This is a genomic window from Amycolatopsis antarctica (assembly GCF_002262875.1).
GTDB classification, from domain to species: domain Bacteria; phylum Actinomycetota; class Actinomycetes; order Mycobacteriales; family Pseudonocardiaceae; genus Amycolatopsis; species Amycolatopsis antarctica.
Genome location: NZ_NKYE01000001.1, coordinates 157,430 through 180,481 on the forward strand (window position 1 = coordinate 157,430; position 23,052 = coordinate 180,481).

At 70.4% G+C, this 23,052-nt stretch carries 26 protein-coding genes, 1 tRNA gene and 1 pseudogene; 16 read left to right on the top strand and 12 right to left on the bottom strand.

The features are described from left to right. Positions 1 to 162 precede the first annotated feature (162 nt). The gene (locus CFN78_RS00800) at positions 163 to 972 is read right to left on the bottom strand and encodes an enoyl-CoA hydratase (RefSeq protein ID WP_094860582.1); all 810 of its coding nucleotides are present in this window, start codon (positions 970 to 972) and stop codon (positions 163 to 165) included. Between the two features lie 56 nt (positions 973 to 1,028). Beyond that, entirely contained in the window at positions 1,029 to 1,475 is a 447-nt protein-coding gene (locus tag CFN78_RS00805) for an Lrp/AsnC family transcriptional regulator (RefSeq protein ID WP_094860583.1), read from the bottom strand. A gap of 74 nt (positions 1,476 to 1,549) precedes the next feature. Here CFN78_RS00805 and ddaH point away from each other — a divergent pair, with 74 nt between their 5' ends. The 5 genes from ddaH (at position 1,550) to CFN78_RS00830 (ending at position 5,330) form a co-directional block, all read left to right on the top strand. Next, positions 1,550 to 2,401, top strand: coding sequence for a dimethylargininase (gene ddaH / locus CFN78_RS00810; RefSeq protein ID WP_338065502.1), 852 nt, complete (start codon positions 1,550 to 1,552; stop codon positions 2,399 to 2,401). Positions 2,402 to 2,613: 212 nt separating this feature from the next. Then, positions 2,614 to 3,192: a TetR/AcrR family transcriptional regulator gene (locus CFN78_RS00815; RefSeq protein ID WP_094860585.1), complete on the top strand. Its 579-nt coding sequence runs from the start codon at positions 2,614 to 2,616 to the stop codon at positions 3,190 to 3,192. A gap of 173 nt (positions 3,193 to 3,365) precedes the next feature. Further along, a complete protein-coding gene (locus CFN78_RS00820; RefSeq protein ID WP_094860586.1) occupies positions 3,366 to 4,556 on the top strand; it encodes a cytochrome P450 in 1,191 nt (396 codons plus the stop codon). 6 nt (positions 4,557 to 4,562) lie between these two features. After that, on the top strand, positions 4,563 to 4,781 hold the full coding sequence (locus CFN78_RS00825) for a ferredoxin (RefSeq protein ID WP_094861037.1): 219 nt from the start codon (positions 4,563 to 4,565) through the stop codon (positions 4,779 to 4,781). 141 nt (positions 4,782 to 4,922) lie between these two features. Then, entirely contained in the window at positions 4,923 to 5,330 is a 408-nt protein-coding gene (locus CFN78_RS00830; protein ID WP_094861038.1) for a PGPGW domain-containing protein, read from the top strand. Positions 5,331 to 5,533: 203 nt separating this feature from the next. Here the strand turns inward: CFN78_RS00830 and CFN78_RS00835 are convergent, their stop codons facing one another. Then, the gene (locus tag CFN78_RS00835) at positions 5,534 to 6,511 is read right to left on the bottom strand and encodes a YncE family protein (RefSeq protein ID WP_094860587.1); all 978 of its coding nucleotides are present in this window, start codon (positions 6,509 to 6,511) and stop codon (positions 5,534 to 5,536) included. A 238-nt stretch (positions 6,512 to 6,749) separates the two neighbouring features. On the opposite strand from CFN78_RS00835, the gene htpX reads away from it, so the two are divergent. Further along, entirely contained in the window at positions 6,750 to 7,592 is an 843-nt protein-coding gene (htpX, locus tag CFN78_RS00840) for a zinc metalloprotease HtpX (RefSeq protein ID WP_094860588.1), read from the top strand. A gap of 12 nt (positions 7,593 to 7,604) precedes the next feature. Here the strand turns inward: htpX and rfbA are convergent, their stop codons facing one another. After that, complete coding sequence (gene rfbA / locus CFN78_RS00845) at positions 7,605 to 8,486, bottom strand: glucose-1-phosphate thymidylyltransferase RfbA (protein WP_094860589.1); 882 nt, start codon at positions 8,484 to 8,486, stop codon at positions 7,605 to 7,607. Between the two features lie 46 nt (positions 8,487 to 8,532). Continuing rightward, positions 8,533 to 9,693 carry a sialidase family protein gene (locus CFN78_RS00850; protein WP_094860590.1) on the bottom strand — a complete coding sequence of 387 codons (1,161 nt, stop codon included), beginning with the start codon at positions 9,691 to 9,693 and terminating at the stop codon, positions 8,533 to 8,535. 133 nt (positions 9,694 to 9,826) lie between these two features. On the opposite strand from CFN78_RS00850, the gene CFN78_RS00855 reads away from it, so the two are divergent. Continuing rightward, positions 9,827 to 10,426 (top strand): AAA family ATPase, encoded by a 600-nt coding sequence (locus tag CFN78_RS00855; protein ID WP_094860591.1) that lies wholly within the window; start codon positions 9,827 to 9,829, stop codon positions 10,424 to 10,426. On the opposite strand, the gene CFN78_RS00860 is transcribed toward CFN78_RS00855, so the two are convergent. After that, a complete protein-coding gene (locus CFN78_RS00860; protein ID WP_094860592.1) occupies positions 10,383 to 11,318 on the bottom strand; it encodes an esterase/lipase family protein in 936 nt (311 codons plus the stop codon). The two genes, CFN78_RS00855 and CFN78_RS00860, sit on opposite strands and share 44 nt — an antisense overlap. A 92-nt stretch (positions 11,319 to 11,410) precedes the next feature. On the opposite strand from CFN78_RS00860, the gene CFN78_RS00865 reads away from it, so the two are divergent. Next, complete coding sequence (locus tag CFN78_RS00865; protein ID WP_094860593.1) at positions 11,411 to 11,920, top strand: P-loop nucleotide/nucleoside kinase family protein; 510 nt, start codon at positions 11,411 to 11,413, stop codon at positions 11,918 to 11,920. Between the two features lie 134 nt (positions 11,921 to 12,054). On the opposite strand, the gene CFN78_RS00870 is transcribed toward CFN78_RS00865, so the two are convergent. Beyond that, entirely contained in the window at positions 12,055 to 12,546 is a 492-nt protein-coding gene (locus CFN78_RS00870) for a YajQ family cyclic di-GMP-binding protein (protein WP_094860594.1), read from the bottom strand. 162 nt (positions 12,547 to 12,708) lie between these two features. Between CFN78_RS00870 and CFN78_RS00875 the strand changes: the two genes are divergently transcribed. Beyond that, a tRNA-Tyr gene (locus tag CFN78_RS00875) sits at positions 12,709 to 12,790 on the top strand. A gap of 682 nt (positions 12,791 to 13,472) precedes the next feature. On the opposite strand, the gene CFN78_RS29670 is transcribed toward CFN78_RS00875, so the two are convergent. Beyond that, positions 13,473 to 14,264: a VOC family protein gene (locus CFN78_RS29670; RefSeq protein ID WP_240519183.1), complete on the bottom strand. Its 792-nt coding sequence runs from the start codon at positions 14,262 to 14,264 to the stop codon at positions 13,473 to 13,475. A 39-nt stretch (positions 14,265 to 14,303) separates the two neighbouring features. Then, the gene (locus CFN78_RS00885) at positions 14,304 to 14,660 is read right to left on the bottom strand and encodes a GatB/YqeY domain-containing protein (RefSeq protein ID WP_094860595.1); all 357 of its coding nucleotides are present in this window, start codon (positions 14,658 to 14,660) and stop codon (positions 14,304 to 14,306) included. Between the two features lie 225 nt (positions 14,661 to 14,885). Between CFN78_RS00885 and CFN78_RS00890 the strand changes: the two genes are divergently transcribed. From CFN78_RS00890 to CFN78_RS00915, 6 genes and pseudogenes are all read left to right on the top strand, one after another. After that, entirely contained in the window at positions 14,886 to 16,106 is a 1,221-nt protein-coding gene (locus CFN78_RS00890) for a cytochrome P450 (RefSeq protein ID WP_094860596.1), read from the top strand. Between the two features lie 2 nt (positions 16,107 to 16,108). Further along, positions 16,109 to 16,612 (top strand): annotated as a pseudogene (locus tag CFN78_RS00895) (TetR/AcrR family transcriptional regulator). A 60-nt stretch (positions 16,613 to 16,672) separates the two neighbouring features. Then, the gene (locus CFN78_RS30030; RefSeq protein WP_276307313.1) at positions 16,673 to 16,807 is read left to right on the top strand and encodes a ferredoxin; all 135 of its coding nucleotides are present in this window, start codon (positions 16,673 to 16,675) and stop codon (positions 16,805 to 16,807) included. Then, complete coding sequence (locus tag CFN78_RS00905; RefSeq protein ID WP_094860597.1) at positions 16,804 to 18,015, top strand: NAD(P)/FAD-dependent oxidoreductase; 1,212 nt, start codon at positions 16,804 to 16,806, stop codon at positions 18,013 to 18,015. Before CFN78_RS30030 ends, CFN78_RS00905 begins: the two co-directional genes overlap by 4 nt. A 55-nt stretch (positions 18,016 to 18,070) precedes the next feature. Continuing rightward, positions 18,071 to 19,300 carry a cytochrome P450 gene (locus CFN78_RS00910; RefSeq protein WP_094860598.1) on the top strand — a complete coding sequence of 410 codons (1,230 nt, stop codon included), beginning with the start codon at positions 18,071 to 18,073 and terminating at the stop codon, positions 19,298 to 19,300. Between the two features lie 35 nt (positions 19,301 to 19,335). Beyond that, a complete protein-coding gene (locus tag CFN78_RS00915) occupies positions 19,336 to 19,527 on the top strand; it encodes a ferredoxin (protein ID WP_094860599.1) in 192 nt (63 codons plus the stop codon). 19 nt (positions 19,528 to 19,546) lie between these two features. Here CFN78_RS00915 and CFN78_RS00920 read toward each other — a convergent pair whose 3' ends face one another. Together CFN78_RS00920 and CFN78_RS00925 are read right to left on the bottom strand one after the other, a co-directional pair. Continuing rightward, on the bottom strand, positions 19,547 to 20,359 hold the full coding sequence (locus CFN78_RS00920) for an alpha/beta fold hydrolase (protein WP_094860600.1): 813 nt from the start codon (positions 20,357 to 20,359) through the stop codon (positions 19,547 to 19,549). A gap of 113 nt (positions 20,360 to 20,472) precedes the next feature. Further along, on the bottom strand, positions 20,473 to 21,624 hold the full coding sequence (locus CFN78_RS00925; RefSeq protein WP_240519184.1) for a cytochrome P450: 1,152 nt from the start codon (positions 21,622 to 21,624) through the stop codon (positions 20,473 to 20,475). A 123-nt stretch (positions 21,625 to 21,747) separates the two neighbouring features. Here CFN78_RS00925 and CFN78_RS00930 point away from each other — a divergent pair, with 123 nt between their 5' ends. Then, the gene (locus CFN78_RS00930; protein ID WP_205660388.1) at positions 21,748 to 22,203 is read left to right on the top strand and encodes a MarR family transcriptional regulator; all 456 of its coding nucleotides are present in this window, start codon (positions 21,748 to 21,750) and stop codon (positions 22,201 to 22,203) included. A gap of 80 nt (positions 22,204 to 22,283) precedes the next feature. Here CFN78_RS00930 and CFN78_RS00935 read toward each other — a convergent pair whose 3' ends face one another. Further along, positions 22,284 to 22,922: an HNH endonuclease family protein gene (locus CFN78_RS00935; protein ID WP_240519185.1), complete on the bottom strand. Its 639-nt coding sequence runs from the start codon at positions 22,920 to 22,922 to the stop codon at positions 22,284 to 22,286. Positions 22,923 to 23,052: the final 130 nt, after the last annotated feature.

Below are 23,052 nucleotides of genomic sequence, written 5' to 3' on the forward strand. Positions count from 1 at the left end.
TCCCGGCCGGTTGTCTCGCTACCGGCACGGTGGTGGGCGTGCGCCGTGCTACCTACGAGGCTAGCCCTGGTTCATGCCGGTTGCGAAGCAGTGTGGCGAATGTATCTGTAACTCATGGTAACGGGTAAATTTTCCAGGTCGGACGTGACCCGTGTCTCCCTGTCAGTCTGAATCATTCCCTACCGCGCGCGACTCACCGTCTGCTGCTCGGTCACCGCCGATCCGCTGCCGCATCGCGGCCAGCCGCCTGGCGAACTCCGGTGAGGAGATGGAGGCGACCTGCGGCACCAGTTCCTCCTCGACGGCCGCCTCGTGCGCGGTCAGCGTCCGGGTGGTCGCCATCGTCCGCTTGACGGTGCGCACCAGCTCCCTCGGCGCCTCAACGGCCGGACCCGCGAGCTCCACCGCCGCGTCCACCAGCCTCGCGTGGTCGCCCTCGACCAGGCGCAGGGCCAGTCCGGCCGACACGGCGGCGGGGGCGTCCAGGATCTCGCCGAACAGCGTCATCGCGGTGGCCCGCTGTTGTCCGACGGCCCGCTGGAGCATCCACGTCATCCCACCACCGGGGTGGATGCCGAGTTGCAGGAAGCGGGCATCGAAGCGGGCGCCGGGCCCGGCCAGCCGCACGTCCGCGGCGAGCGCCAGGTTCAGCCCCGCCCCGACCGCGGCACCGCCGACGGCCGCGATCGTCGGCAGCGAGCATCGGGCGACGGACAGGAAGCCCTCGTAGATCGCGCGCAGGCCCTCGTCCTTGCCCGCGTCGCCGAGCGCGGTCAGGTCCGCGCCGGCGCAGAACGCGGGTGGGGTGCCGGTGACCACCAGCGCGTGCACGGACTCGTCCCGCTCGGCCTCGGCAACGGCCGCGGCGAGCTGGGCGGACAGGTCCAGCGTCAGCGAGTTGCGCCGGTCCGGGGCGTCGATGGTCACCACGGCCACGCCGCCGGTGCGCCGGGAGTCGATGCGGGTGCTCATGCGCGGCAGTCTCCCACCGGAGCCGCGAGGGCGGCGGGACCGCCGGGTGTTCGGGCTCAGTGCTCCGGCGTCGGCGGCCGTTCGAGTAGCGTGGACAGCACGACCGTCGATACCGTCCGGTCGATGATCTCCAGGCCGCGCAAGCGTTCCAGCGCCGTTTCCAGGTGGTGGATGTCGGCGGCGCGCAGATGCACGATGGCGTCGGCGGCACCGGAGACGGTGTAGGCGGCGACCACCTCGGGCAGGGGTTCGAGCCGGGCGAGTATCCGCGCCGGAGCGACGTTGCCGTGGCAGTGCACCTCCACGAACGCCTCGGTTCCCCAGCCGAGGGCCTCCGGATCGACGACCGCGGTGAACCCGCGCAGGACACCGGACTCGAGCAGCCGGTCGACCCGTCGCTTCACCGCGGGCGCGGACAGGCCGACGACGTTGCCGATCTCCGCGTAGCTGGACCTGGCGTTGGCCACCAGGCACGAAACGATTCGCTGGTCGATGGTGTTCACAAGCAATGTTTAACACGTGTATCCGCAAGGGAGATCAATTGATCGTGCATCGGCGGGGGCCATACATTCGATCCATGACGTCAGCCGTGCCCCTGGGCCAGGTCCGTGTGCCCACCACTCGTCGATACCTCATGTGCCCGCCTCGGTTCTTCGAGGTCAGCTACGTGATCAATCCGTGGATGGACCCGACGAAACCCGTCGACACCGCTCTCGCCATGACCCAGTGGGAGGAACTGCGGGACACCTACCGCAGGCTCGGCCACACCGTGCACGAGATCACCCCCGAACCCGGTCTGCCGGACATGGTGTTCGCCGCGAATTCCGGCACCGTCATCGACGGGCGGGTCCTCGGCTCGAAGTTCCGGGCGCCGGAACGCGCCGCCGAGGCCGAGCACTTCCGCCGCTGGTTCGTCGAGCAGGGCTACCGTGATCTGCGGATGCCCACCAAGATCAACGAGGCGGAGGGCGACTTCGCCTGGACCGGCCGGGTGCTGCTGGCGGGCACCGGCTTCCGCACCGACCCCGAGGCGCACGCCGAGGCGCAGGAGTCGCTCGGGGTCCCGGTCGTCTCGCTGCGGCTGACCGATCCCCGCTACTACCACCTGGACACCGCGCTCTTCGTGCTCGCCGAGGAGACCGACTCCACGCCCGCGCAGGTCTGCTACTACCCGGAGGCGTTCTCGCCGGGTACCCGGCGGGTGCTGCGCCGGATGTTCCCGGACGCCGTGCTCGCCGACGAGGGCGACGCCTCGTGCCTGGGCGTCAACGGCGTCTCCGACGGCCGCAACGTCGTCCTGCCCGTCGAGGCGACCGAACTCGGCGACCGGCTGGCCGCGCGCGGGTACGAGCCGGTGTACGTCGACATCGCGGAGTTGCGCAAGGCCGGCGGCGGCCCCAAGTGCTGCACGATGGAGCTGCGCAAGTAGCGGAGGTCCCGCGTCCGTCCGCCGCCGCGAAACCGTTACGACCACGGGAAAGGGCTGCCTGCCAGGTTTCCCGGCACGGCCGCCCCTGCGCTGCCGGACGCCGGTTCCGGCACGCGGTCGTCCCGCCGGGTCGCCGTGGCCCCGCGTCCGGGCGAGGATGCGGTCATGGTGTCCTGTCGCGACCACGACCCGTCCGCGAGCGGAGGCGCCCGATGACCGACCGTCCGGCAGGCCGGAAGCGGGACTCGGCCGCGACCAGGGAGGCCCTGCTCGCGGCGGCGACGGAACTGTTCACCACTCGCGGGTTCGACCGCACGTCGGTGCGGGAGATCGCGGCCCTCGCGGAGGTCAACCAGGCGCTGGTGTTCCGGTACTTCGGCTCCAAGGAGGAACTGCTCGGAGCCGTGCTGACCGCGCCGGGGCGGGCGCTGCTGGCGGAGGCCGATCCGGACGAGCTGCTGACGGGCCTGCTGCGGCAGATGTTCGGGGCGGGCGAACGGCCGGGGCAGGGCGGGAACCTGCTGTTGCTGGCGTTGAGCGGCCCGCAGCGCGGGGTCGCGGCGGAGGTGCTGGAGCGGGAGGTGGCGCGGCCGTTGCGCGAGGCGCTGGCCGCCTCCACCGACGCCCCGGACGCCACGTTGCGCGCGGAACTGGTGCTGGCGTGGATGCTCGGCCTGGCGCTGGCCCGGCAGATCCGGCCGGACGGCGCACTCGCGAGCGCGGGCACCGGTGCGGCCTCGACGCTGGTCCTCGACGCCGTGCGTGCCCTGCTGAGCGGTACCGGGGACTGAGCGAGGACCGGTCACCGGGCTCGGCACCACGAGCCGGACAAAGATCCGATTCGACGCATTCGTCACGCAGAGCACGCGAACGTTGACGGTGCGCTTCGTCGTCCGTAGCGTTGTCAGCAGGTGCTTACAACGCCTGCTCGCGCCCGACGATGCCGCTCACGAGGGGAAACCCGATGACCACCACGGATCTCGACGCCCAGCCCTACCCGTTCAACCGTTCCGACGGCCTCGCGCTCGACCCCGCCTACCGGGCGGCCCGCGAGACGGCCGGGATGATCCGCGTCCAGCTCCCGTTCGGCGAGCCCGCCTGGCTGGCGACCCGCTACGAGGACGTGCGCTTCGTGCTGGGGGACAAGCGGTTCAGTCGCGCCATGTCGGTCGGCCGGGACGAGCCGAGGGCCCGCGAGGGGCAGACCGGCTCCGGCATCCTGTCCATGGATCCGCCCGACCACACCAGGCTGCGGGTGCTGGTGGCCAAGGCGTTCACCGTCCGAAGGGTCGAACGCCTGCGTCCCCGCGTCCAGGAGATCACCGCCGGGCTCATCGACGACATGCTCGCCGCCGGTCCGCCCGTCGACCTGGTGGACGCGTTCGCGCTGCCGTTGCCCGTCCAGGTCATCTGCGAGCTGCTCGGTGTGCCGCCGGAGGACCGGGTGCTGTTCCGCGCCTGGAGCGACGCGGCGCTGTCCACCAGCTCGCTTACCGCCGCCGAGTTCGAACGCAACCGGCGCGAACTCCGCGAGTACATGTCCGGACTGATCGCCCTGCGCCGGAAGGACCCCGCCGACGATCTGATGACCGCCCTCATCCAGGCCCGCGACGACGAGGACAAGCTCTCCGAAACCGAACTCGTCGACCTGTGCATCGGCGTGCTCGTCGCCGGTCACGAGACCACCGCCACCCAGATCCCCAACTTCGTGCACGTCCTGCTCGCACATCCGGACCGCGTGGCCGAACTGCGGGCCGATCCGGAACTGATCCCCGGCGCCGTCGAGGAACTGCTGCGCTTCGTCCCGCTCGGCACCGGCGGCGGCTTCCCCCGCTACGCCGTCGAGGACGTGCTGGTCGGCGACGTGCTCGTGCGGGAGGGCGAACCCGTCGTGGTGGCCATCGGCTCGGCGAACCGCGACGACGCCCGCTTCGCCGACGCCGACGAACTCGACTTCCGGCGCACGTCCAACTCGCACATGGGGTTCGGCCACGGCGTCCACCACTGCCTCGGCGCCCCACTAGCCCGGCTCGAACTCCAGGAGGCCCTGCGGGCGCTGTTCACCCGCCTGCCCGGTCTGTATCTGGCGGGCGAACCGGAGTGGAAGAGTGAGATGCTGGTCCGAGGTTTGCGGAAGATGCCGGTTGGATGGTGATTGTCGGTGAGCTGGAAGGTCGACGTCGACGCGGGAACGTGTATCGGCTCGGGAATGTGCGCGGGGACGATGCCGGACGCGTTCCGGCTGGACGGTGAGGTCGCCGAACCCGTGCAGCGGGAGATGGCGCCGGACGAGGAGCTGCTCGACGTCGCCGACTCGTGTCCGGCACTGGCCATCACCGTCGTCGACGAGAGCGGCACCGAGGTCGGCCCCCGGCCCTGATCCCCTCCGTCGCTGAACTGCACGGGTGCCCACGCCGGACGCGTCCCGCGGTTGCTACGCGGCGCGTGTCCGGCGGGCGGTCGCGGCGGTTACCGGGCAGAATCGGCCCGGTCCGCGGTCAGCGTGACGGAGGAGGACTCGATGGCCACCGGCAACCCGGTCAAGCGCGTCACCGTGGCGGTGGTCGGCGCCGTGCTTCTGGCGATCGGCATCGCCCTGCTGGTCCTTCCCGGCCCGGGGCTGCTGCTCGTACTCGCCGGGCTGGTCGTGCTCGCGTCGGAGTTTCCGGCGTTGGAGCGCTATGTCGACCCGGTGCGGGATCGCGCGATGAAGGCGGCCGAGGACAGCGTCGCGTCCCAGCTGCGCATCGCGGGTTCCGTCCTCGCGGGTCTCGCGCTCGTCGCGGCCGGCATCGTCTGGGGCCTGAACCCCGACCTGCCGTTCGGCGGGTGGAGCGCCGGATCCAGCCTGATCCTGTCCGGTTTCATCATCTGGGGCCTGCTGATCTGGAGCTACCAGCGCGTCGACAAGCGCCGCGCCCGCCACTGACCCCGGGCCTCGGCAGGGGAAACCCGGCGAGGTCCCTCAACGTGCCGTAGCGCGCGACACGGGGTGCCGTACCGCCCGACACAACGTGCCGTACCGCCCGACACGGGGTGCCGTAGCGCGCGACACGGGGTGCCGTGCCGCCCGACACGGTGGGGGCGGGAGGTGGCGGACGTATCTCCGGAGCGGCGCCAGCTCGCCGGGCGTCACATGCCGCTGATGGCGGTGACGTTGTCGCGCAAGGGATCGGCCACGTAGACGACCTGCGTGCGCTGGTCGACGGCCACCTCGCCGGGGTTTATCCCCAGCGTCAGTTCGCCGCTGACGGTGCCGCTGGCCCCGTCCACCTCGACGACGCCGCTGGGCCCGCCGTTGCTGTACACGGTGTTGCCCGCCTGGTGCACGGCCGCCGAGGAACCGGCGCTGCGCAGCACCACCGTGGCCCGCTCGGCGCGGGTGGCGCCGTCGACGACGGAGAGGTGGTGGATGCCGGCGTTCGCGACGTAGACGGTGTTGCTGGCCTCGTGCACGCTCACCCCGGACGGGCCCTTGCCGACGGGCACGCTCGCCACGAACTCACCCGCCGCGGGGTCGAGCACCTCGAGCGTCGCGGTACTGACGCTGGTCAGGTAGGCCGTTCCGCGTTCGTCGTCGACGCTCACGTCGGTCAGCGGGGCACCCTTGCCCGCGACGGTCGTGGCCAGTGTGTCGCTCGCCCCGTCGAGCACGGCGACCGCGCCGTCGGTGTTACTGGCGCCGTAGACCTTGTTGGCTTTCTCGTCGACGTCCAGCGAGGCGACCCCGGGCGTCGCCTCGACGGTGCCGGTGACCGTGCCGCTCGCACCGTCCACGACGAACACCGTGCCCGCCGCGGCGTCGCTCACGTAGACCTTGTTCGTGGTGCTGTTCACCGCGAGACCCGCCAGTGAGTCGCTGACCGGGATGGTGCCGGTGACGGTGTTCGTGGCGACGTCCACAACGGACACCGTGCCGGTGGAGTTGCCGACGTAGAGCGTGCCGGTGGCGGAGTTCACCGCGAGCGCGACCGGCCGGTCGCCGACGCCAACGGTGACCGGATCGGCACGGTCGGTCGAGCCGGCGGCCGCCGCCACCGGGAAGGCGAGCGCGGCCGCCGTGACCGCACCGACGAGCAGCGTCCGGGTCTTCCTGGCTGGTCGACGCATTGGGTCCGCCTCAGTCGTCCGCTCACCGGCTTTCCGTGCACCGGTTCCGTGTGCGGCTCACTCGTCCGCATGATTGCGTGTCGGACTTTAACGTGGAACCGGCCCGCTGTGCACCGCCGGGAGTTGTGCGGGCCGGTCGTCGGGACGAGGATCGCGAAGGAACTTCGGATCGAGCCCGGTCGTTGCTGCGATTGGGTCAGCAAAGCGCGGCAGACGACGGAACGGGGGACACGGGCACGTGCACAAGCACCAGAACGGACTCAGGACCGTGCTGCTGCTGGGCCTGCTCAGCGCCATCATCGTCGGTATCAGTGCGATCTTCGGCCGGGGCGCCATCGTCGTCGGCTTGGTGGTCGCGCTGGCGGTGAACGCCTACGCCTATTTCAACTCCGACAAGCTGGCGCTCAAGGCGATGCGCGCCCGTGCCGTCTCCGAGGCCGAGCAGCCCGCGATGTACCGGACGGTGCGCGAGCTCGCGACGGTGGCGCGGCAGCCGATGCCGCGGCTCTACATCAGCCCCACGCACGCACCGAACGCCTTCGCCACCGGCCGCAGCCCGCGGCACGCGGCGGTCTGTTGCACCACCGGAATCCTGGAACTGCTCGACGATCGGGAACTCCGCGCCGTTCTCGGGCACGAACTGTCCCATGTGTACAACCGGGACATCCTGATCTCCTGTGTAGCGGGGGCGCTGGCCAGTGTGGTCAGCGTGGTGGCGAACATCGCGCTGGTGTTCGGCGGGAACCGTGGCGGCAACCCGCTGGTCTCGCTGCTGCTGGTGTTCCTCGGGCCGATCGCCGCGGGGATCGTGAAGATGGGCGTCAGCCGGTCACGGGAGTACCAGGCGGATGCCTCCGGTGCGGAGCTGACCGGTGACCCGCTGGCTCTGGCGTCCGCGCTGCGGAAACTGGAGTCGGGTACCGCGGCGGCACCGCTCGCGCCGGAGCCGAAGGTCGTCTCCCAGTCGCACTTGATGATCGCGAACCCGTTCCGTCCGGGGGAGAAGCTGTCCCGGCTGTTCTCCACCCATCCGCCGATGGCCGACCGGATCCGCAGGCTCGAGGAGATGGCTCGCCGCTGACGGCGCGCCGGTTCAGGCCGAGGCGCCCGCGGCCTCGGCGACGCCCATGACGTAGTCGCCGTAGCCGGACTTCGCCAGCTTGCTGCCGAGCGCGTAACACTCGTCCGCGGAGATGAAACCCATCCGCAGCGCCACTTCCTCCAGACAGGCGATCCGGACGCCGGTGCGGTGTTCGAGCACCTGAACGAACTGTCCGGCCTCCAGTAGCGAGTCGTGGGTTCCGGTGTCCAGCCAGGCGAACCCCCGGCTCAGATTCACCAGCCGGGCCCTGCCCTGCCGCAGGTAGGTCATGTTCACATCGGTGATCTCGAGTTCCCCGCGCGGCGAGGGGCGCAGGGAACCGGCGATGCCGACGACGGAGTTGTCGTAGAAGTAGAGCCCGGTGATCGCCTTGTTGGACCGTGGAACGGCGGGCTTCTCCTCGATCGAGAGCAGCTTCCCTTCGCCGTCTACTTCGCCGACGCCGTATCGCTGCGGGTCCTTCACCGGGTACCCGAACAGCACGCATCCGTCCAAAGTGGACACCTCGGCCTGCAGGCTGCTGGAGAAACCCTGGCCGTAGAAGATGTTGTCACCGAGCACGAGGGCCACGTCCTCGTCGGCGATGAAGTCGGCACCGATGACGAACGCCTCGGCCAGACCGTTCGGACTGGGTTGCTCGGCGTAGCTGAAGTCGAGCCCGAACTGGCTTCCGTCGCCGAGCAGCCTGCGGAAGTTCGGCAGGTCGGCGGGCGTGGAGATGATCAGGATCTCGCGGATCCCGGCCAGCATCAGCACCGAGATCGGGTAGTAGATCATCGGCTTGTCGTACACCGGCAGCAGTTGCTTCGACACCGCCTGGGTGATCGGGTGCAGGCGCGTGCCACTGCCCCCGGCCAGCACGATCCCCTTCATCGGCTCCTCCTCGCCCCGGTCATTCCGGCAGCGTAGCCGGAGCCGTTCAGGAGGCGGGGCCCTTGCCGAAGAACGACTTGCAGACGCCGTCGGCGTCGTAGTCGGCGGCGACCTGCAGCACGTTCTCGCCGTCGTCCACCGGCAGCAGCGTCGAGCTGTAGTTCGGGCAGTAGTCGTCGTACGGGTTGTTCACCTGCACCGGGGCGGGGACCTCGTACCAGGCGCCGTCGCCGAAGTTGTCGTTCGCCAGCAGGGTCTGCCCGTTGCCCGGCAGCGGGTTGCCCGCGGCGTCGACGTAGATCTGGCCGACCTGCAGGATCCGGGTGCCGTTGGCGCCCCCGGGGAACAGGGTGATCGTGTGCGCGTGCTGGAAGTGGTTGCCCTGCTCAGTCTGCACCCGGGTGCCGGGATCTGCGGGATCGCCCCAGGACGCGCCGTCCGGCGAGATCTTGTAGTAGGCGTCGCAGAAGCGGTCACCGTAGTTGCAGATCTCGTAGGACATGTAGTAGCGGCCGTCCGGGAGTTTGCGGACGATCGGCATGCCAGGGCGCACCCGGTCCGGTCCGATGGCCATGGTGCGTTCCTTCGGCGACCAGTTGACGCCGTCGGTCGAGGAGATCCGGTTCAGCACCTGGCCGTACTGCGGCGCCTCGGTCTCGTCTGCGTAGCCCATCCACATCGTGCCGTTGGCGTCGACGGAGAACTCCGGCTCCCAGATGCCGTCCTTGTTGTGCGAGCGGGCCGCCTCGGAGAGGAACGACCAGGTGCGCCCGCCGTTGTCGCTGGACCAGATCTTGATGCCGATACGCCTGGCGTCGCCCGCGTGCTGCCCGTAGCTCGCCGCCCACAGCAGCGTGCCCGGTTCCATGTCACCGACCTGCTGCGGTACCTCGTAGAGGGTGCCGCAGCACATGCCCGCGGGCCCCTCGGAATCGCGGATCTCGCCGATCTTGTCGAAGCTCTCGCCCTCGTCGGTGCTCTCGTAGATCGGGGTGAACATGCCCTGCTCGTCCTGGCTCGTGGTGGACGCGATGATGCGTCCGTCGCGGGCGTTCCCGGAGTGTTCGAGGCGGACCAGCCGCGGATAGGAACCCATGCCGGTGTCCAGGAGCTGCCGTTCGGCCGCCGAGGCCGGGACGACGACCGCGGTCACCGTGGCGATCATGGCGACCACCAGTCCGAGTCCGATTGCGAGACGACGACGCATCCTGCACCTTCCGTACGGCGGGCGATCCGGCGTTCGGACCGTGTGCCAGGTTGTGACCGAGACGGAGAATAGTTGGTAATCCGGCACCGGGCGAGGTGTTGTTGCGCCGGACGGAGCAACGGAGGGGGCAGCGGTGACGACAGCCGAGGTCATCGTGCTGACGGGATCTCCCGGCGCGGGCAAGACGACCGTGGCGGGCGTGCTCGCCGGAGCCGCCGAGCACGGCGTCCATCTGCACGCCGACGACTTCTGGCACTTCATCCGCGGCGGTGCCGTGCCGCCGTACCTGCCGGAGGCGCACGCGCAGAACGCCGTCGTGCTGGACGTACTCGCGGGTGCCGCCCTGCGCTACGCGAGCGGCGGCTACCTCGTGGTGTGCGACGGCATCGTGGGGCCGTGGTTCCTCGACGCCTTCCGGGAGGCGTTCTCCGGCGGCACCGTCGCGCTGCACTACGTGGTGCTGCGGCCGGACGAGGAGACCGCCGTCGCCAGGGCGGTGGCCCGCGATCCGCGTGGCGGGCGGACGCTCACCGATCCGGAACCGGTACGGCTGATGCACGCCCAGTTCGCCGCGCTCGGCGAGCTCGAACCGCACGCGATCGACACGTCCGGGCTGGACGTCGACGCCACCGTGGAGGCGGTCAGGGCGTCCGTGCGCGCGGGAACGCACCGGCTGGGCCTCGGCGGTGTCAGCCCCCGACCCCCGGCAGCACCGGGCGGCACGGCGGGGTGACGGCGTCCTCGGGATCGAGAGCGTTGAGCACGTACCGCAGGGCGCGGCTGCTGAAGGCCACGGCCAGATGGTCGGACAGGTCGAGACCGCAGTCGTCCTGGAGCACGATGTTGTCCACGTCCGGACCGTCCAAATAGGACGAGGTGTACGGGGTGACGACCTCGTCGTAGCGGCCCTGGATGACGGTGTACTCGACGCCCGGCACCGTGTCCCCGCCCTCGTTCAGGCCGGTCAGGAACTCGGAGCCCCGGATCTGCTGGCGGAGTGCGTCACCGAGCGTCAGGCCGAGCAGGTCGGCCGCGCCGGGCAGGGTGGCCAGGCCCAGCACCGTCGTCCCGTGGTTGGACGGCGAAAGTCCGATCAGCTTGCCGACCTCGTCCGCGCCGCCGAGGTTCTTCAGGTAGTGCCGCGGCATCATGCCGCCCTGCGAATGGCCGACGATGTCCACCTCCTCGGCATCGGTCTCCTCGAGGACGCGGTCGACGAAGGCGTCGAGTTCGGCGGCCGAGCCCTCCACCGGCCCGGTGCCGCCGGGCGGGTAGGCGCCGGGGAAACCGACCCGCAGCGCGCCCTGCTCCTGGCCGAAGTTCAGGGCGAACACGCAGTACCCGTTGTTCTTCAGCAGCGGCGCGAGGGTGTGCCAGTTGACCGTCATGTTGGCGAGGGTGCCGTGCACCAGTACCACCGGATTCGGGTGTTCCTCGGACGGTTCGCAGGACCAGTCGTTGGCTCCCGGCGGCGCGGCGCCCGGGTTGAGCGTCGCGTGCGAGATGGCGGCGAGCGCGTTGTAGACGACGGGGAGCTCGGGCTGTTCCGGTGCCGCCGTCGCGGGCGCGGTGAAGGTCACCAGGCCGGTGACGAGGGAAGCCAGGACGACAGGGAACCGGCGCATCTGTGCTCCTCGCCATTGAGGGGTGGGGTGTGAGCCGAGACACTACTGCCGGGTAGGTACGGCCACAAGGCCGAATGTGATGGGCTGTTCGCATGCTGATCGCGTTCGCCGGACTGCCAGGTACCGGCAAGTCGACGCTCGCCCGGTTGGTCGCCCGCCGGCTGCCCGCCGCGTATCTGCGCGTCGACGCCGCGGAGGCGGGTCTGATCGAGGCCGGTCTCGCGGCCGGCCCCGCAGGCGTGGGCGCCGCCGGGTACCTGGTCACCGGCAGGCTCGCGGGAAGCTGCCTCGACGCGGGCGTCGCCGTGGTCGCCGACGCCGTCAACCCGGTCGCCGAGGCACGGGAGGGTTGGCGGCGGATCGCCGCCGCGAAGGGCGTACCGCTGCTGTTCGTCGAGGTGACCTGTTCGGACACGGCGTTGCACCGCCGCCGTGTCGAGGCGCGTGAGACGGATCTACCGGTGCTGCCGGTGCCGAGCTGGCAGCAGGTGGTCGAGCGGGAGTACGAACCGTGGGAGGGCGACCGGCTGGTCATCGACAACATCGGCGCGCCGGAACCTCAGGTGGAGCGCATCCTCGCGGCGGCGTCGTCACCGCGCTGAGGGGGTCGGGCTCGCCGGGGACTCACTGTCCTTGTGTGCCAAGGACTTCCGTTATTCCGTCGAGCGGGAACCCGGGGCGTGCCGGCGGAACGTCCACGGGCACCGATGAACCGGGTGCCCGCGGACGAACGTCGCTACCGGTAGTTGTCGAACTGCAGGGCGACCTCGAAGTCCTTGCCCTTGAGTAGGCTGATGACGTCCTGCAGGTGGTCCTTCTTCTTGCCCGACACGCGCAACTGGTCGCCCTGGATCTGCGCCTGCACGCCCTTCGGGCCCTCGTCGCGGATGTACTTGGCGATCTGCTTCGCCTTGTCGGCGGCGATGCCCTGGATGATCTTGCCGTTGACCTTGTAGATCTTGCCGGAGATCGCGGGCTCCTCGGCCTCGAACGCCTTCATCGAGATGCCGCGCTTGATCAGCTTCTCCTTGAAGACCTCGACGGCGGCCAGAGCACGTTCCTCGGTCTCCGACTCGATCGTGATGCCTTCCTCGCCGGCCCAGTCGATCTTGGTTCCGGTACCGCGGAAGTCGAAACGGGTGGAGAGTTCCTTGCCCGCCTGGTTCAGCGCGTTGTCGACCTCCTGGCGGTCGACCTTGCTCACCACGTCGAAAGAGGGGTCAGCCACGTGTCCTCACACCTCGCACTCGCATCGTTCGTTTCCTTCGCAACCCTAGCCCCGCCACCTGCCCGGACCGGCTCCGCCGTGCTCCGGCACCCCGGTGCATACCCGTTGGCCGTGGCGCGACGGCGTTCGGTATTCTTCTCAGCGGCCGGTTCGTCCGGCCACGGCGAGTTGCCCGAGCGGCCAAAGGGATCTGACTGTAAATCAGACGGCTCAGCCTTCGGGGGTTCGAATCCCTCACTCGCCACACCAGGCAGATCGGCCCGGTGACCTGCACAAACAGGCCACCGGGCCGATCTTGTTCTGTGTGGTTGTCTCTGGTCCCCGTCGGGGCCGATCACGGCGAGGCGTGTCCAGTGGGTGCCCACGGCTACCGGTGTCGTGGTCCGTGTTCGACTCGTTCGTGGATCGCTTGCTCCCCATCGGCCAGGTGCTTCGCGTAAACACGTAGCAAGACGGCGAGACTGTGGCCCACTCATGTCGCCGCTGTCGAGCACGTGGACACCGTGGCGTGCCGCAAGTTCGTACGGACGTTCGCGGGCGGCCCGGCGATCTCGGCTGTGAACACCCTCGCCCGAGCTGCTGCCTGCACGCGACCGTAGACCGTGGTGCCGGCGCGCCCTCCGTCCCGCGCTCCGCGAAGGGGGGTGGCCATCAGGAGCTGGCGGGTAACGGCTTGTTGGCCCCGTCATGCGGGGTGGACGCTGGGCCGGTGGCCGACTACGAGCGGGTGACGCTGCGCCAGGTTCGGCGTGCTCGGCTTCTCGCGGTGACCATGAGCGTCGCAGCCGCGCTCCTCTTCGCGCTTCATTTGCGTGAGCAGGAATGATCTTGGATCGCGGGTGTCTGGGCCGGATCGGTGTCGCCGAGCCATGCCTTTGATCACGCGGATCGCGAACGATTCTGCTCAAAAAAAGCGAAAAAATAAATCATCGATAAAATTCCGCTGAAACGTAGGTGCTCGCGAAATTCGACCAGTCAAATTGCTGATGTGCGACGTTCGAATTCGCCTCAGTGTTGGTGATCCGTCCGTGTCCGGGCGGCATGGATCGACCAGCAAGGGAGAGATCGATGTCAATCAGCAGTACGGTCAACGCGAACGCGGAAACGTTGGATGTGCGGTCCGGTCTGATCGATCGCGGAGTGGGTGACGTCGGCGCGGCGTTCGCGCAGATGGCGCAGGCCGCCATGACCGGAATGGGCGCCCCGGCGATCGGCGGCGTGGTCAGTTCCGTGCACGTGCCGAGTATCGAGGTGGCGGGCAACGCGTCCGTCGGTGAGCTGGTGTCGGCGCGTTCCGCGGCCCTGCTTGCCTGACGTCCCAAGGTGCCGGACGGGCAGGCACCGTTTCGTGTCTGCCCGTCCGGCCCGTCCGATGTCGGAGTGGGGCCGCCACCGAAGCCGATCTCGTTGCCGTCCGGATCGACATAGGTGATCTTGCGGACGCCGTTCGAGTACGTCTGTCTGCCGGCGGGTTCCAGGCCCCGCTCGCCGATCGCCGCGACGCGGGTGTCCAGACCGTCGACGAGAAGGGTGTTCAGCGCGTGGCCCGCGTGCTCCGCTCGCAGTTCGATGTAGATCCACCGATGCGCACCGACGTCCCACACGGCTTCCCTTTCGTTAGGGAAGAACGACGGCGGTGAGCCGAACAATTTCTCGTACCAGGACAGCGCCGCCGCGCAGTCGCTGACGGAGATTCCCGCGAACAGTTCGACGGCCATGGCGCGATGCTGGCGGGGCGAAGAGGTACCGCCGAGCCGTTACGGCACCGGGTGCAGATACCGGTTCAGCACCTCGGCTTCGGCGCGCAGGCGTTCGGCGGCGTCGGCCTGGCCGAGCCGGGTGTACTCCGCCGCGGCTGCCGATCGTTCACGCACCTCCGCCTCGACGACGGCGCGCAGCTCGCTCTCGGTGAGTGGCAGGCGTTCCACCTCCGTGGAACCCACGCCCGCCGACGCTCCCGCGACGTGCCCGCCCTCGCCTGACCGGTCCGCGGTCTCCGCCGGGGGAGCCTCGGCGTTCTCGATCGCGGCGAGTGCCGAGCGGAGCGCGGCGACGGCGACGCGGTCGCGGGCCTTGAGCGCCGTCGTCAGGTCCTGGCGCATGGTCGTACGCATGCGCCGACGGTATTCGTCCGCGACCGGCCGGGACAACCGAGTTACCCGCGGACGGAACGTGGCGGCCCCGCCCCGGGTGGAAACGCCGACCCTCCTAGGTCCCTCCGGGTAGGTCCGTCTTCGGGGAGAACGGGCAGACCGGACGATTTAAATCAACTGATTGACTTAAATTCTCGGGTTCGGTTAACTGGTGACGAACTGGCAGGCGGTCGTGGAGGAGGCGCGGTGCGGGACGGCGACATCGGACAGGTGCTGAACTACCCGATTCCCACCACCGACGCGCTGGAACCGCCCCCGGAATGGGCCCGGCTGCGCCGGGGCTGTCCGGTCGCGCCGGTGACCCTGCCCAGCGGAGACGGGGCCACCCTGCTCACCCGCTACGAGGACGTCCGGCGCATCCTGGCCGACCCGCGATTCACCCGGCCCGTGCACAACGCCGAAGCCGCCCGCATCGCGGACAACGAGTCCGGCGGGGTCTTCAACAGCGACATGGCGCTGTCCATCCCGCAGACCGGCGAGGCGCACCTGCGGTGGCGGCGGATGATCAGCAAGTGGTTCACCGTCAAGCGGATGAACGCGCTGCGCCCGGACATCGAGGCGATGGCCGACCGGCTGCTGGACGACATGCTCGCCGGGGACGCCCCCGCGGATCTGAAGGCGGCACTGGGATTCCCGCTGCCGGTGTGGGTCATCTGCGACCTGCTCGGCGTGCCCGCCGCCGACCGGGACTCCTTCGCCTACTGGTCCGACACCCTGCTCAACCTGACCCGCTACGGGCAGCAGGAGATCGACGCGGCACAGCAGCGGTTCGTCGAGTACATGGCCGGCCACGTGGCGGCCAAGCGCGCCGACCCCGGCGAGGACCTGCTCAGTGCCCTGATCACCGGCACCGATGCGGCCGGTGACAGTCTCTCCGACGCGACGCTGATCGCCACCGGGCAAGGTCTGCTCGTCGCCGGACACGAGACCACCGCCAACATGATCGGCAAGATGATGGCGATGCTGCTGTCGGACCGCCGCCACTGGGAGCGGCTGCTTGCCGACCGGACGCTGGTCCGCTCGGCCGTGGAAGAGGTCCTGCGCTTCGACGCCAATCCCGGCTTCGGGATGCCGCGCTTCCTCGGCGAGGAGGTCGAGATCGCCGGAACGGTGCTGCCTTCCGGTACCACCGCCGTGTGCAGCATGGCCGCCGCCAACCGGGACGAGACGGCCTTCCGCGACGCCGACCGCCTCGACCTCGGCCGCAGTCCCAACTCGCACCTGGCCTTCGGCGTCGGCGCCCACTCGTGCGTCGGGCAGGCCCTTGCCCGCACCGAGCTGCAGGTCGTGCTGGAGGTGTTGTTGCGCCGCGTGCCCACCCTGGAACTCGCGGTCGGTGTGCAAGAGCTGAACCGCGTCGACGGGCTCGCCGTGGGCGGCCTGCGCGAAGTCCCGGTGCGGTGGTGACCGTGACGGGCAGGACGGCACGGGCCGAGCGGGCAGGCTCCACACGGGACGCGATCGTCGTCGCGGTGGAACGGCTCTACGTCGAGCACGGCGTGTTCGCGGTGTCCAACCGGCAGGTCAGCGAGGAAGCCAGGCAGGGCAACAACGCCGCTGTCGGCTACCACTTCGGGACCAGGGCGGACCTGGTTCGCGCCATCGTGCGCAGGCGCACCGAGCGGATCGAGCAGGTGCGCGGCCGGATGCTGGCCGAGATCCTGCACAGCGAGAACGTCCGGGACTCCGGTGGCCCGCCTGGAGCGGCCCAGCGCCGAGCATCTCGCCGAACTGGGCAGCCCCACCTGGTTCGCCCGCTTCGGCACGCAGGTGATGACCGACCCCTCGCTGCGCGGGAGCGCGCGCTCGCCGACGGCGGCAGCACGCCCCGGCAGACCTGGCAGCAGGCCGCGACCGGCGTCATAGACGGCATCACCGGGCTGTGGCTGGCCCCGGTCACCCCGGGCCCCTGACGGACCGTGTCCGAATCCGTTGCCGCGCAACGATCCGACCGTCCGAGTGGAGGAGAGCCGATGAAGATCACCGTCGACGAGGACAGGTGCTGTCGCGCTGGCCAGTGCGTGCTGATCGCTCCGGAGGTGTGCGGCCGGCGGGAGCCCGCCGAGGTCTGCGCCGGGACCGCGATCGAGCTGGGTGACCGCAGGTGAACACACCCGCGCACATCGTGGTGGCCGGTGCGGGTGCGGCCGGACTCGGAACGGCGGAAGCCTTGCGGCGCAAGGGCTACCGTGGCGAACTGACGGTGATCGGCGCCGAGACACACCCGCCCTATGATCGTCCGCCGCTGTCCAAGCAGGTGCTCTCCGGTGCCTGGGAACCGATCCGGTGCCACCTGCGATCGCCGGAAGCTCTGTCCACAACGGACGCCGAGTTCGTGCTCGGCGATCCGGCCGCACGACTGGATGCCGTGGCGCGCACCGTGCACACCTCCTCCGGCCGGGTCCTGCGCGGCGACGCGGTCGTCATCGCGACCGGCCTGCGCCCCCGGATGCTGCCCGGGCAGTCCGCGCTGGCCGGGGTGCACAGCCTGCGGACCCTGGACGACGCGATGGCCCTGCGAACGGACCTGCTGACGGCGTCCAGGCTGGTGGTCGTCGGCGAGGGCGTGCTGGGTGCCGAGATCGCCGCGACCGCGCGTGGAATGGGTGTGGACGTCACGGTCGCCGGGCCACAGTCCGCCCCGATGCTCGGCCAACTCGGTCCCGCCGCGGCCAAGCTGCTTGCCCTGCTGCACAACGAGAACGGTGTCCGGTTGCGTCTCGGCACCGGCGTCGCGGGCCTCGTCGGAGCGGACGGCCGGGTCACCGGGGTACGGACGGACAGCGGCGAACTGCTGCCCGCGGACGTCGTGGTGGTGGCGATCGGCGCCGACCCGGTGACGGAATGGCTGGCGGGCAGCGGGCTCACCCTCGACGACGGGGTCGTCTGCGATCTGCGGTGCCGGGCAGCCGAAGGCGTTTACGCGGTCGGCGACGTCGCCCGCGTGCGCGACGAGCGCTCCGGCGTCACCCGCAGGCTGGAGAACCGCACCAACGCCACCGAACAGGCCGGGGCCGCCGCGGACGCCATCCTCGATATCGAACGCCCCGGCCGCCCGCTGTCGTACTTCTGGACCGAGCAGTTCGGCACCAGGATCCACGTGTACGGGGCACTTCCGGCCGACGCAAAAGTATCCATTGTGGACGGTGATCCGACGGCGGGCCGGTTCGTCGCCGAATACCACCGCGCGGGTGAGGTCACCGGCGTACTCGGCTGGAACATGCCGAAACAGGCCCGGATACGCGGACAGCGAATCGCCGCGGCCGAATCCGGCCTGGCCCCCGACGAGCCCGCGGCCCTGGCCGCGCCGCCGTGACCTGCGCGGCCAGGAAGCACCGTCCGGTACGACACGTTTCCCTTGGAGGACAACGATGACCGACATTCTCGACCCGACCGCGAACACTCCGGACGGAATTGCCGGGTACCCGATGACCCGGGCGGCGGGCTGCCCGTTCGACCCGCCACCCGCCCTGCGGGCCACCCAGGACGAGGGCAGGCTGATCAAGGTCCGGCTGTGGGACGGCAGCACGCCCTGGCTGGTCACTCGCTACGCCGACCAGCGGGCCCTGCTGGCCGACCGGCGGATCAGCTCGGACGTCAACCGCCCCGGCTACCCCAGCCCGGCACCGATCCGGCCCGGCGGCCCCGGCGTCGGCTTCATCCTGATGGACGATCCCGAGCACGCCCGGTTGCGGCGCATGGTCACCGCCCCGTTCACCGTCAAGCGGGTCGAGGCACTGCGCCCGGCGTTGCAGCGCATCATCGACGAGCGGATCGACGCCATGCTGGCCGGCCCGAAACCCGCCGACCTCGTCCAGGCGATCGCACTGCCGGTGCCCTCACTGATGATCTGCGAACTGCTCGGCGTGCCGTACGCCGACCACGACTTCTTCCAGGACAACAGCAAGCAGTTGATCACGATGAGCGTGCCGCCGGAGGAACGCACCGCCGCACACGGCAGGCTCATCGCCTACCTGGACGATCTGCTGGGTGAGAAGATCGCCCACCCGGGCGAGGACCTGCTGTCCCAGCTCGGCGAGCGGATCACCGCGGGCGAGCTGGCCCGGGCGGACGCGGCGCAAATGGGCGTGCTGCTGCTGATCGCCGGGCACGAGACCACGGCGAACATGATCGCCCTCGGAACCCTGGCACTGCTGCGCAATCCCGACCAGCTCGCCCTGCTCCGTGACACCGACGATCCCGCGCTGGTCGCCTCCGCGGTCGAGGAACTGCTGCGATACCTGCACATCACGCACAACGGACGCCGCCGGGTCGCCCTGGAGGACATCGAGTTCGACGGGCAGGTGATCCGCGCGGGCGACGGGCTGATCGTGCCGAACGACATCGGCAACCGGGACCCGGACGCCTTCGAGGACCCGGACCGGCTGGACATCCAGCGCGACGCCCGGCACCACGTCGCGTTCGGCTTCGGCGTGCACCAGTGCCTCGGCCAGCCACTGGCCCGGCTCGAACTGCGACTCGTCTACGGCACCCTGTACCGCCGCGTGCCGACCCTGCGGCTGGCCACGGAGCTGGACCGGATTCCGTTCAAGCACGACGGATCCGTGTACGGCGTGTACGAACTCCCCGTCACCTGGTGACGGGAAGAACCCACCACACAGCAAGGAGAACGCGGATGAAGGTCAGCGTCGATCAGGACAGTTGCATCGCGTCGGGGCAGTGCGTCGTTGCCGCCGCCGAGGTGTTCGACCAGCGGGACGAGGACGGGGTCGTCGTACTGCTCGACGCCGAACCGGCGGAGGGGCAGGCCGCCGACGTCCGGCACGCGGCCGACGTGTGCCCAGCACTGGCCATCCACCTCGAGTAGCCGCGGCGGGGCCGGCCGGTCACGAGTGGGCCGGGCCGGCCAGGAACCGCAGCAGCTCGCGGTTGACCGCGCGTGGCTGCTCCACGTTCGTCCCGTGGCCCGCCCTGGCGACGACCACGGCGGTGCCGCGCGGCGCGAGCGCGGCGGCGGCGTGCGCGTGCGTGGCCGGCCAGAACTCGCTCTCCGCGCCCGCGATGAACTGGACGGGAACAGCCGTGCCGGCGATCGTGTCCCGCCAGTCGCGTTTCGCGTGGTCGTCCAGCAACGCCAGCTCTTCCGGCGTGAACGCCCGCCGTCCACCACGGACGGTCCGGAGCAGCCGCACGAGCCGCATTCCCCGTCGCCAGAACGGGGTGCCGTGCCCGGTGGAGGGCACCCCCTCGGCGAAGTACGTGTCGGCGTTGCTCCGGTCGTAGCCGTAGAAGCCGTGTGCCCAGTCCGGGCTGTTGAGCATCTTCGGGGTCTGGTCGATGACGACGGCCGCGCCGAGCCGGTCGGTGCCGAACGTCGTCGCGTACGCCCAGATCGTGTTGCCGCCCATGGATCCGCCGACGAGCACCGCGTCCCGCAGATCCAGTTCCTCGAGCAGGACGCGCACCGCGGCCGCCCTGCTCCGCATGGTGAAACCGGGCGGCAGCGCGCCGGTCGTCCCGTGGCCCGGCAGGTCGACGGCGAGGACCCGGTGACCCGCGTTCGCGAGCGCCGGGAGCTGGTAACGCCACGAGGTCGCCGGGGCGGTGAATCCGGCCAGCAGTACCACCGGACGTCCACCCGGGTCGCCGTACTCCCGATAGTCGATCGGGTCCCCGTTGTCCGCCGTGATCCGCGCCATGGCCCTCCGCCCTCCGGTGTCCGAGCCATCCTGGCTCATCCACGGCGCGCTCGCAGACCCGTCGGCGGCGGGTTCACGACCGTCCTCGGCGACCGACGAACGGCGTGCGGTGCTCAGCGGAGAACGACCGGCAGGGCGGCGAGCCTGCTGCCCAGGATCCCGCCCGGTTCGATCCGCCGGAGGTCCGCGTACGGCACGGTGAGCCGGGCCGCGGGGTAGCGGGTGCGGAGAACCTCGGCCAGTGCGCACAACTCGTGCCGCGCGAGCTGTGCGCCGATGCAGTAGTGCGGCCCCGCGCCGAAGGCCAGGTCCTGCCCGCCCGGCGCGGTGACGGCGTTGACCCCCTCGATGTCGATCAGCAGGGGCGCCCCGGCGGGCAGGCGGATCCCGGCGAGTTCGATCTCGGTCGTGGTGAACCGCCAGAGCGTGAAGGGCGCCGGCGGGTGCAGGCGCAGCACCTCACCGACGGCGGCCTCGTCGACCGCGGTGGACGAGCCGGGTGCCGCGAGTGAGCCGGGGTCACCCAGCAGGCGGGCGACGAGGAAGCCCAGCGCGGGGTCGGTGGTGAGCTGGCCCGCGAACAGCAGCGCGAAGATCTGGTAGTGCAGGTCCTCGCGGCTGGTGTCCCCGGGCATCCGTGCGGCCAGCTCGGTCGCGATCCCGGCACCACCGTTCAGCGCCGCCGTGGCGAGTTCGGTGAAGGCGCTCATCGCCGCGGCCACCTCGGATTGGTCCTGGCTGTGCATTCCGCGGCAGGCCGTCATCGCGGTGTCCACACCGTCGAGCGGCACGCCGAGCAGTTCACACAGGACGGTCAACGGGTAACGGGTGCTGAAGTCGGCCATCAGGTCGACGGGTTCGCCGGCGATCGGGGCGAGGAGGTCACGGGCGATGGCCACCATGCGCGGATAGCTCGCGGTCATCCGTTTCGCGCCGAGCAGCGGGGCGTGGGCCCGCCGCAGCCGGGCGTGCGCCTGGCCTTCGAGCGTGGTCAGCGCCGGCTGCTCCGCGGCGGAGGGTTCCAAGCCGGCCGTCCACCGGCCCCAGGTGCGCGGGGCGAGTGCGGTGTCCTTGCTGACCTTCGGGTCGGCGAGGACGGCCCGGGCCAGGTCCGGGTCGGTGACGATCCAGACCGGGCCGCCCGCGGGAGCCTCGGCCCGGACGACCGGACCGGCCGCCCGCATCTCCGCCCGGACCGGGGCCGGTTCGTCGAGGCCGCGGGTGCCTGCGGCGAAAGGGCAGGTGGCGATCGGCGCGTCGGTCATCGGGCCTCCGGGTTCGGTGGGCGTCACGGCGTGGCACCATCTCGAGAACGTACGGCGGTACGCAGTAGCTGTGTCACGCAGTTAATGTGTGGCACAGTAATTCGGTCGAGGGTGGGAGTCAATGTGGGCGAGACGGATCGTGCGGAGCTGACCTCCGGGGTGCTCACCGCTCTGGCGGGCTGGCAGATTCCGATCCTGCAGCTCAACGGCATGATCGCCGACCGTCTCGGCGTCACCTGGACCGATCTGCAGGCTCTCTACGTCCTCGCCAACCACGGGCCGGCCACCCCGGGGGAACTGGCCAAGCGCGTCAACCTCACCACCGGATCCGCCTCACGCATGATCGACCGGCTGGACCGGGCCGGGTACGTCCGCCGCGTGCCGGACCCCGCGGACCGGCGGCGCGTGGTGATCGAACCGGTGCCGGAGGGCGTCGAGCGTGTCGGTGCGCTGTACGAGTCGCTCAACGAACGGCACCGTCGTGACCTCGACGGGTTCGAGGACGCGGAACTGGCCGTGCTGCTCAGGTTCATGCGTGCCGCCGAGGCGACCACCGAGGCGGAGATCCGCGCGATGTGATCACGCGGCGTGTCGGGAAAGCGCGGCGGGAAGGCGTTGCGGGAAAAGCGTTGCGGGGTAAGCGATCCCGTCCGGTCGCCTCAGCAGACGGCCAGGACGGAAGCGAGCGCGTCGTGCTCGGCCTGGTCGGCCGACAGCGCGTACTTCGCCTTCACTCGGACCCAGTCGCGGGCGTATCCGCACCGGTCGAGATCCGGCAGCCACTTCGCCGGGTCCTGGTCACCCTTCGAGCGGTTGGACTTCGCCGAGACGGCGACCAGCACCTCCGGGTCGTTCGCGTAGCGCCGCCGGTCCTCACGGCTCCACTGCCGGGGGCCCACCCGGCGACCGTTCTCCACCCGCCCGGACCGCTGCACCTCGGCGAGCGGCACGATGTGGTCCACGTCCAGCGAGCGGGCGCTGGTGATCGTCTGCCCGTCGTAGACGCTCGTCCACTCGCCGCCGGTGATCGCGCAGCTCCCGCCGGTCGTGACCTCCCGGCCCTCCGCGCGCAGCACCGTCTCCCGCGTGTCACAGCCGTCGGCGACCTGGGACCAGTGCGGCCAGTCGTCCCGGTCGTAGTGCGCGCCGGTGTCCTCGGTCGCGATCGGCAGGGCGGCGAGATCCGCCGGGGCGGCGGGGGCCGACTCGGCCAGCCCAGCGGGCAGCTCGCACGCCGTCAACGACACCGCGAACGCCGCCGTGGCAAGGGAAACAGCGATGGCGCGCGGCGCGTTCACGGTGGGACCTCCTGAGAACCGGCGGGGAAGAGGTGATCTTTCCAGGCGTACCTCGCCGCACGGTCTCGGCGCGCCGTCCCCCGGCCGTGCTCCACGACGCATTTATTCGATTCGTTCCGATGATCGGCTA

Coding starts and splice junctions, on each gene's coding strand:
- CFN78_RS00800 (WP_094860582.1), bottom strand. CDS start 972: ATGAGCACCCGCATCGACTCCCGGCGCACCGGCGGCGTGGCCGTGGTG.
- ddaH (WP_338065502.1), top strand. CDS start 1,550: ATGACGTCAGCCGTGCCCCTGGGCCAGGTCCGTGTGCCCACCACTCGT.
- CFN78_RS00815 (WP_094860585.1), top strand. CDS start 2,614: ATGACCGACCGTCCGGCAGGCCGGAAGCGGGACTCGGCCGCGACCAGG.
- CFN78_RS00820 (WP_094860586.1), top strand. CDS start 3,366: ATGACCACCACGGATCTCGACGCCCAGCCCTACCCGTTCAACCGTTCC.
- CFN78_RS00830 (WP_094861038.1), top strand. CDS start 4,923: ATGGCCACCGGCAACCCGGTCAAGCGCGTCACCGTGGCGGTGGTCGGC.
- CFN78_RS00835 (WP_094860587.1), bottom strand. CDS start 6,511: ATGCGTCGACCAGCCAGGAAGACCCGGACGCTGCTCGTCGGTGCGGTC.
- rfbA (WP_094860589.1), bottom strand. CDS start 8,486: ATGAAGGGGATCGTGCTGGCCGGGGGCAGTGGCACGCGCCTGCACCCG.
- CFN78_RS00850 (WP_094860590.1), bottom strand. CDS start 9,693: ATGCGTCGTCGTCTCGCAATCGGACTCGGACTGGTGGTCGCCATGATC.
- CFN78_RS00860 (WP_094860592.1), bottom strand. CDS start 11,318: ATGCGCCGGTTCCCTGTCGTCCTGGCTTCCCTCGTCACCGGCCTGGTG.
- CFN78_RS00865 (WP_094860593.1), top strand. CDS start 11,411: ATGCTGATCGCGTTCGCCGGACTGCCAGGTACCGGCAAGTCGACGCTC.
- CFN78_RS29670 (WP_240519183.1), bottom strand. CDS start 14,264: ATGGCCGTCGAACTGTTCGCGGGAATCTCCGTCAGCGACTGCGCGGCG.
- CFN78_RS00885 (WP_094860595.1), bottom strand. CDS start 14,660: ATGCGTACGACCATGCGCCAGGACCTGACGACGGCGCTCAAGGCCCGC.
- CFN78_RS30030 (WP_276307313.1), top strand. CDS start 16,673: ATGAAGATCACCGTCGACGAGGACAGGTGCTGTCGCGCTGGCCAGTGC.
- CFN78_RS00910 (WP_094860598.1), top strand. CDS start 18,071: ATGACCGACATTCTCGACCCGACCGCGAACACTCCGGACGGAATTGCC.
- CFN78_RS00915 (WP_094860599.1), top strand. CDS start 19,336: ATGAAGGTCAGCGTCGATCAGGACAGTTGCATCGCGTCGGGGCAGTGC.
- CFN78_RS00920 (WP_094860600.1), bottom strand. CDS start 20,359: ATGGCGCGGATCACGGCGGACAACGGGGACCCGATCGACTATCGGGAG.
- CFN78_RS00925 (WP_240519184.1), bottom strand. CDS start 21,624: ATGACCGACGCGCCGATCGCCACCTGCCCTTTCGCCGCAGGCACCCGC.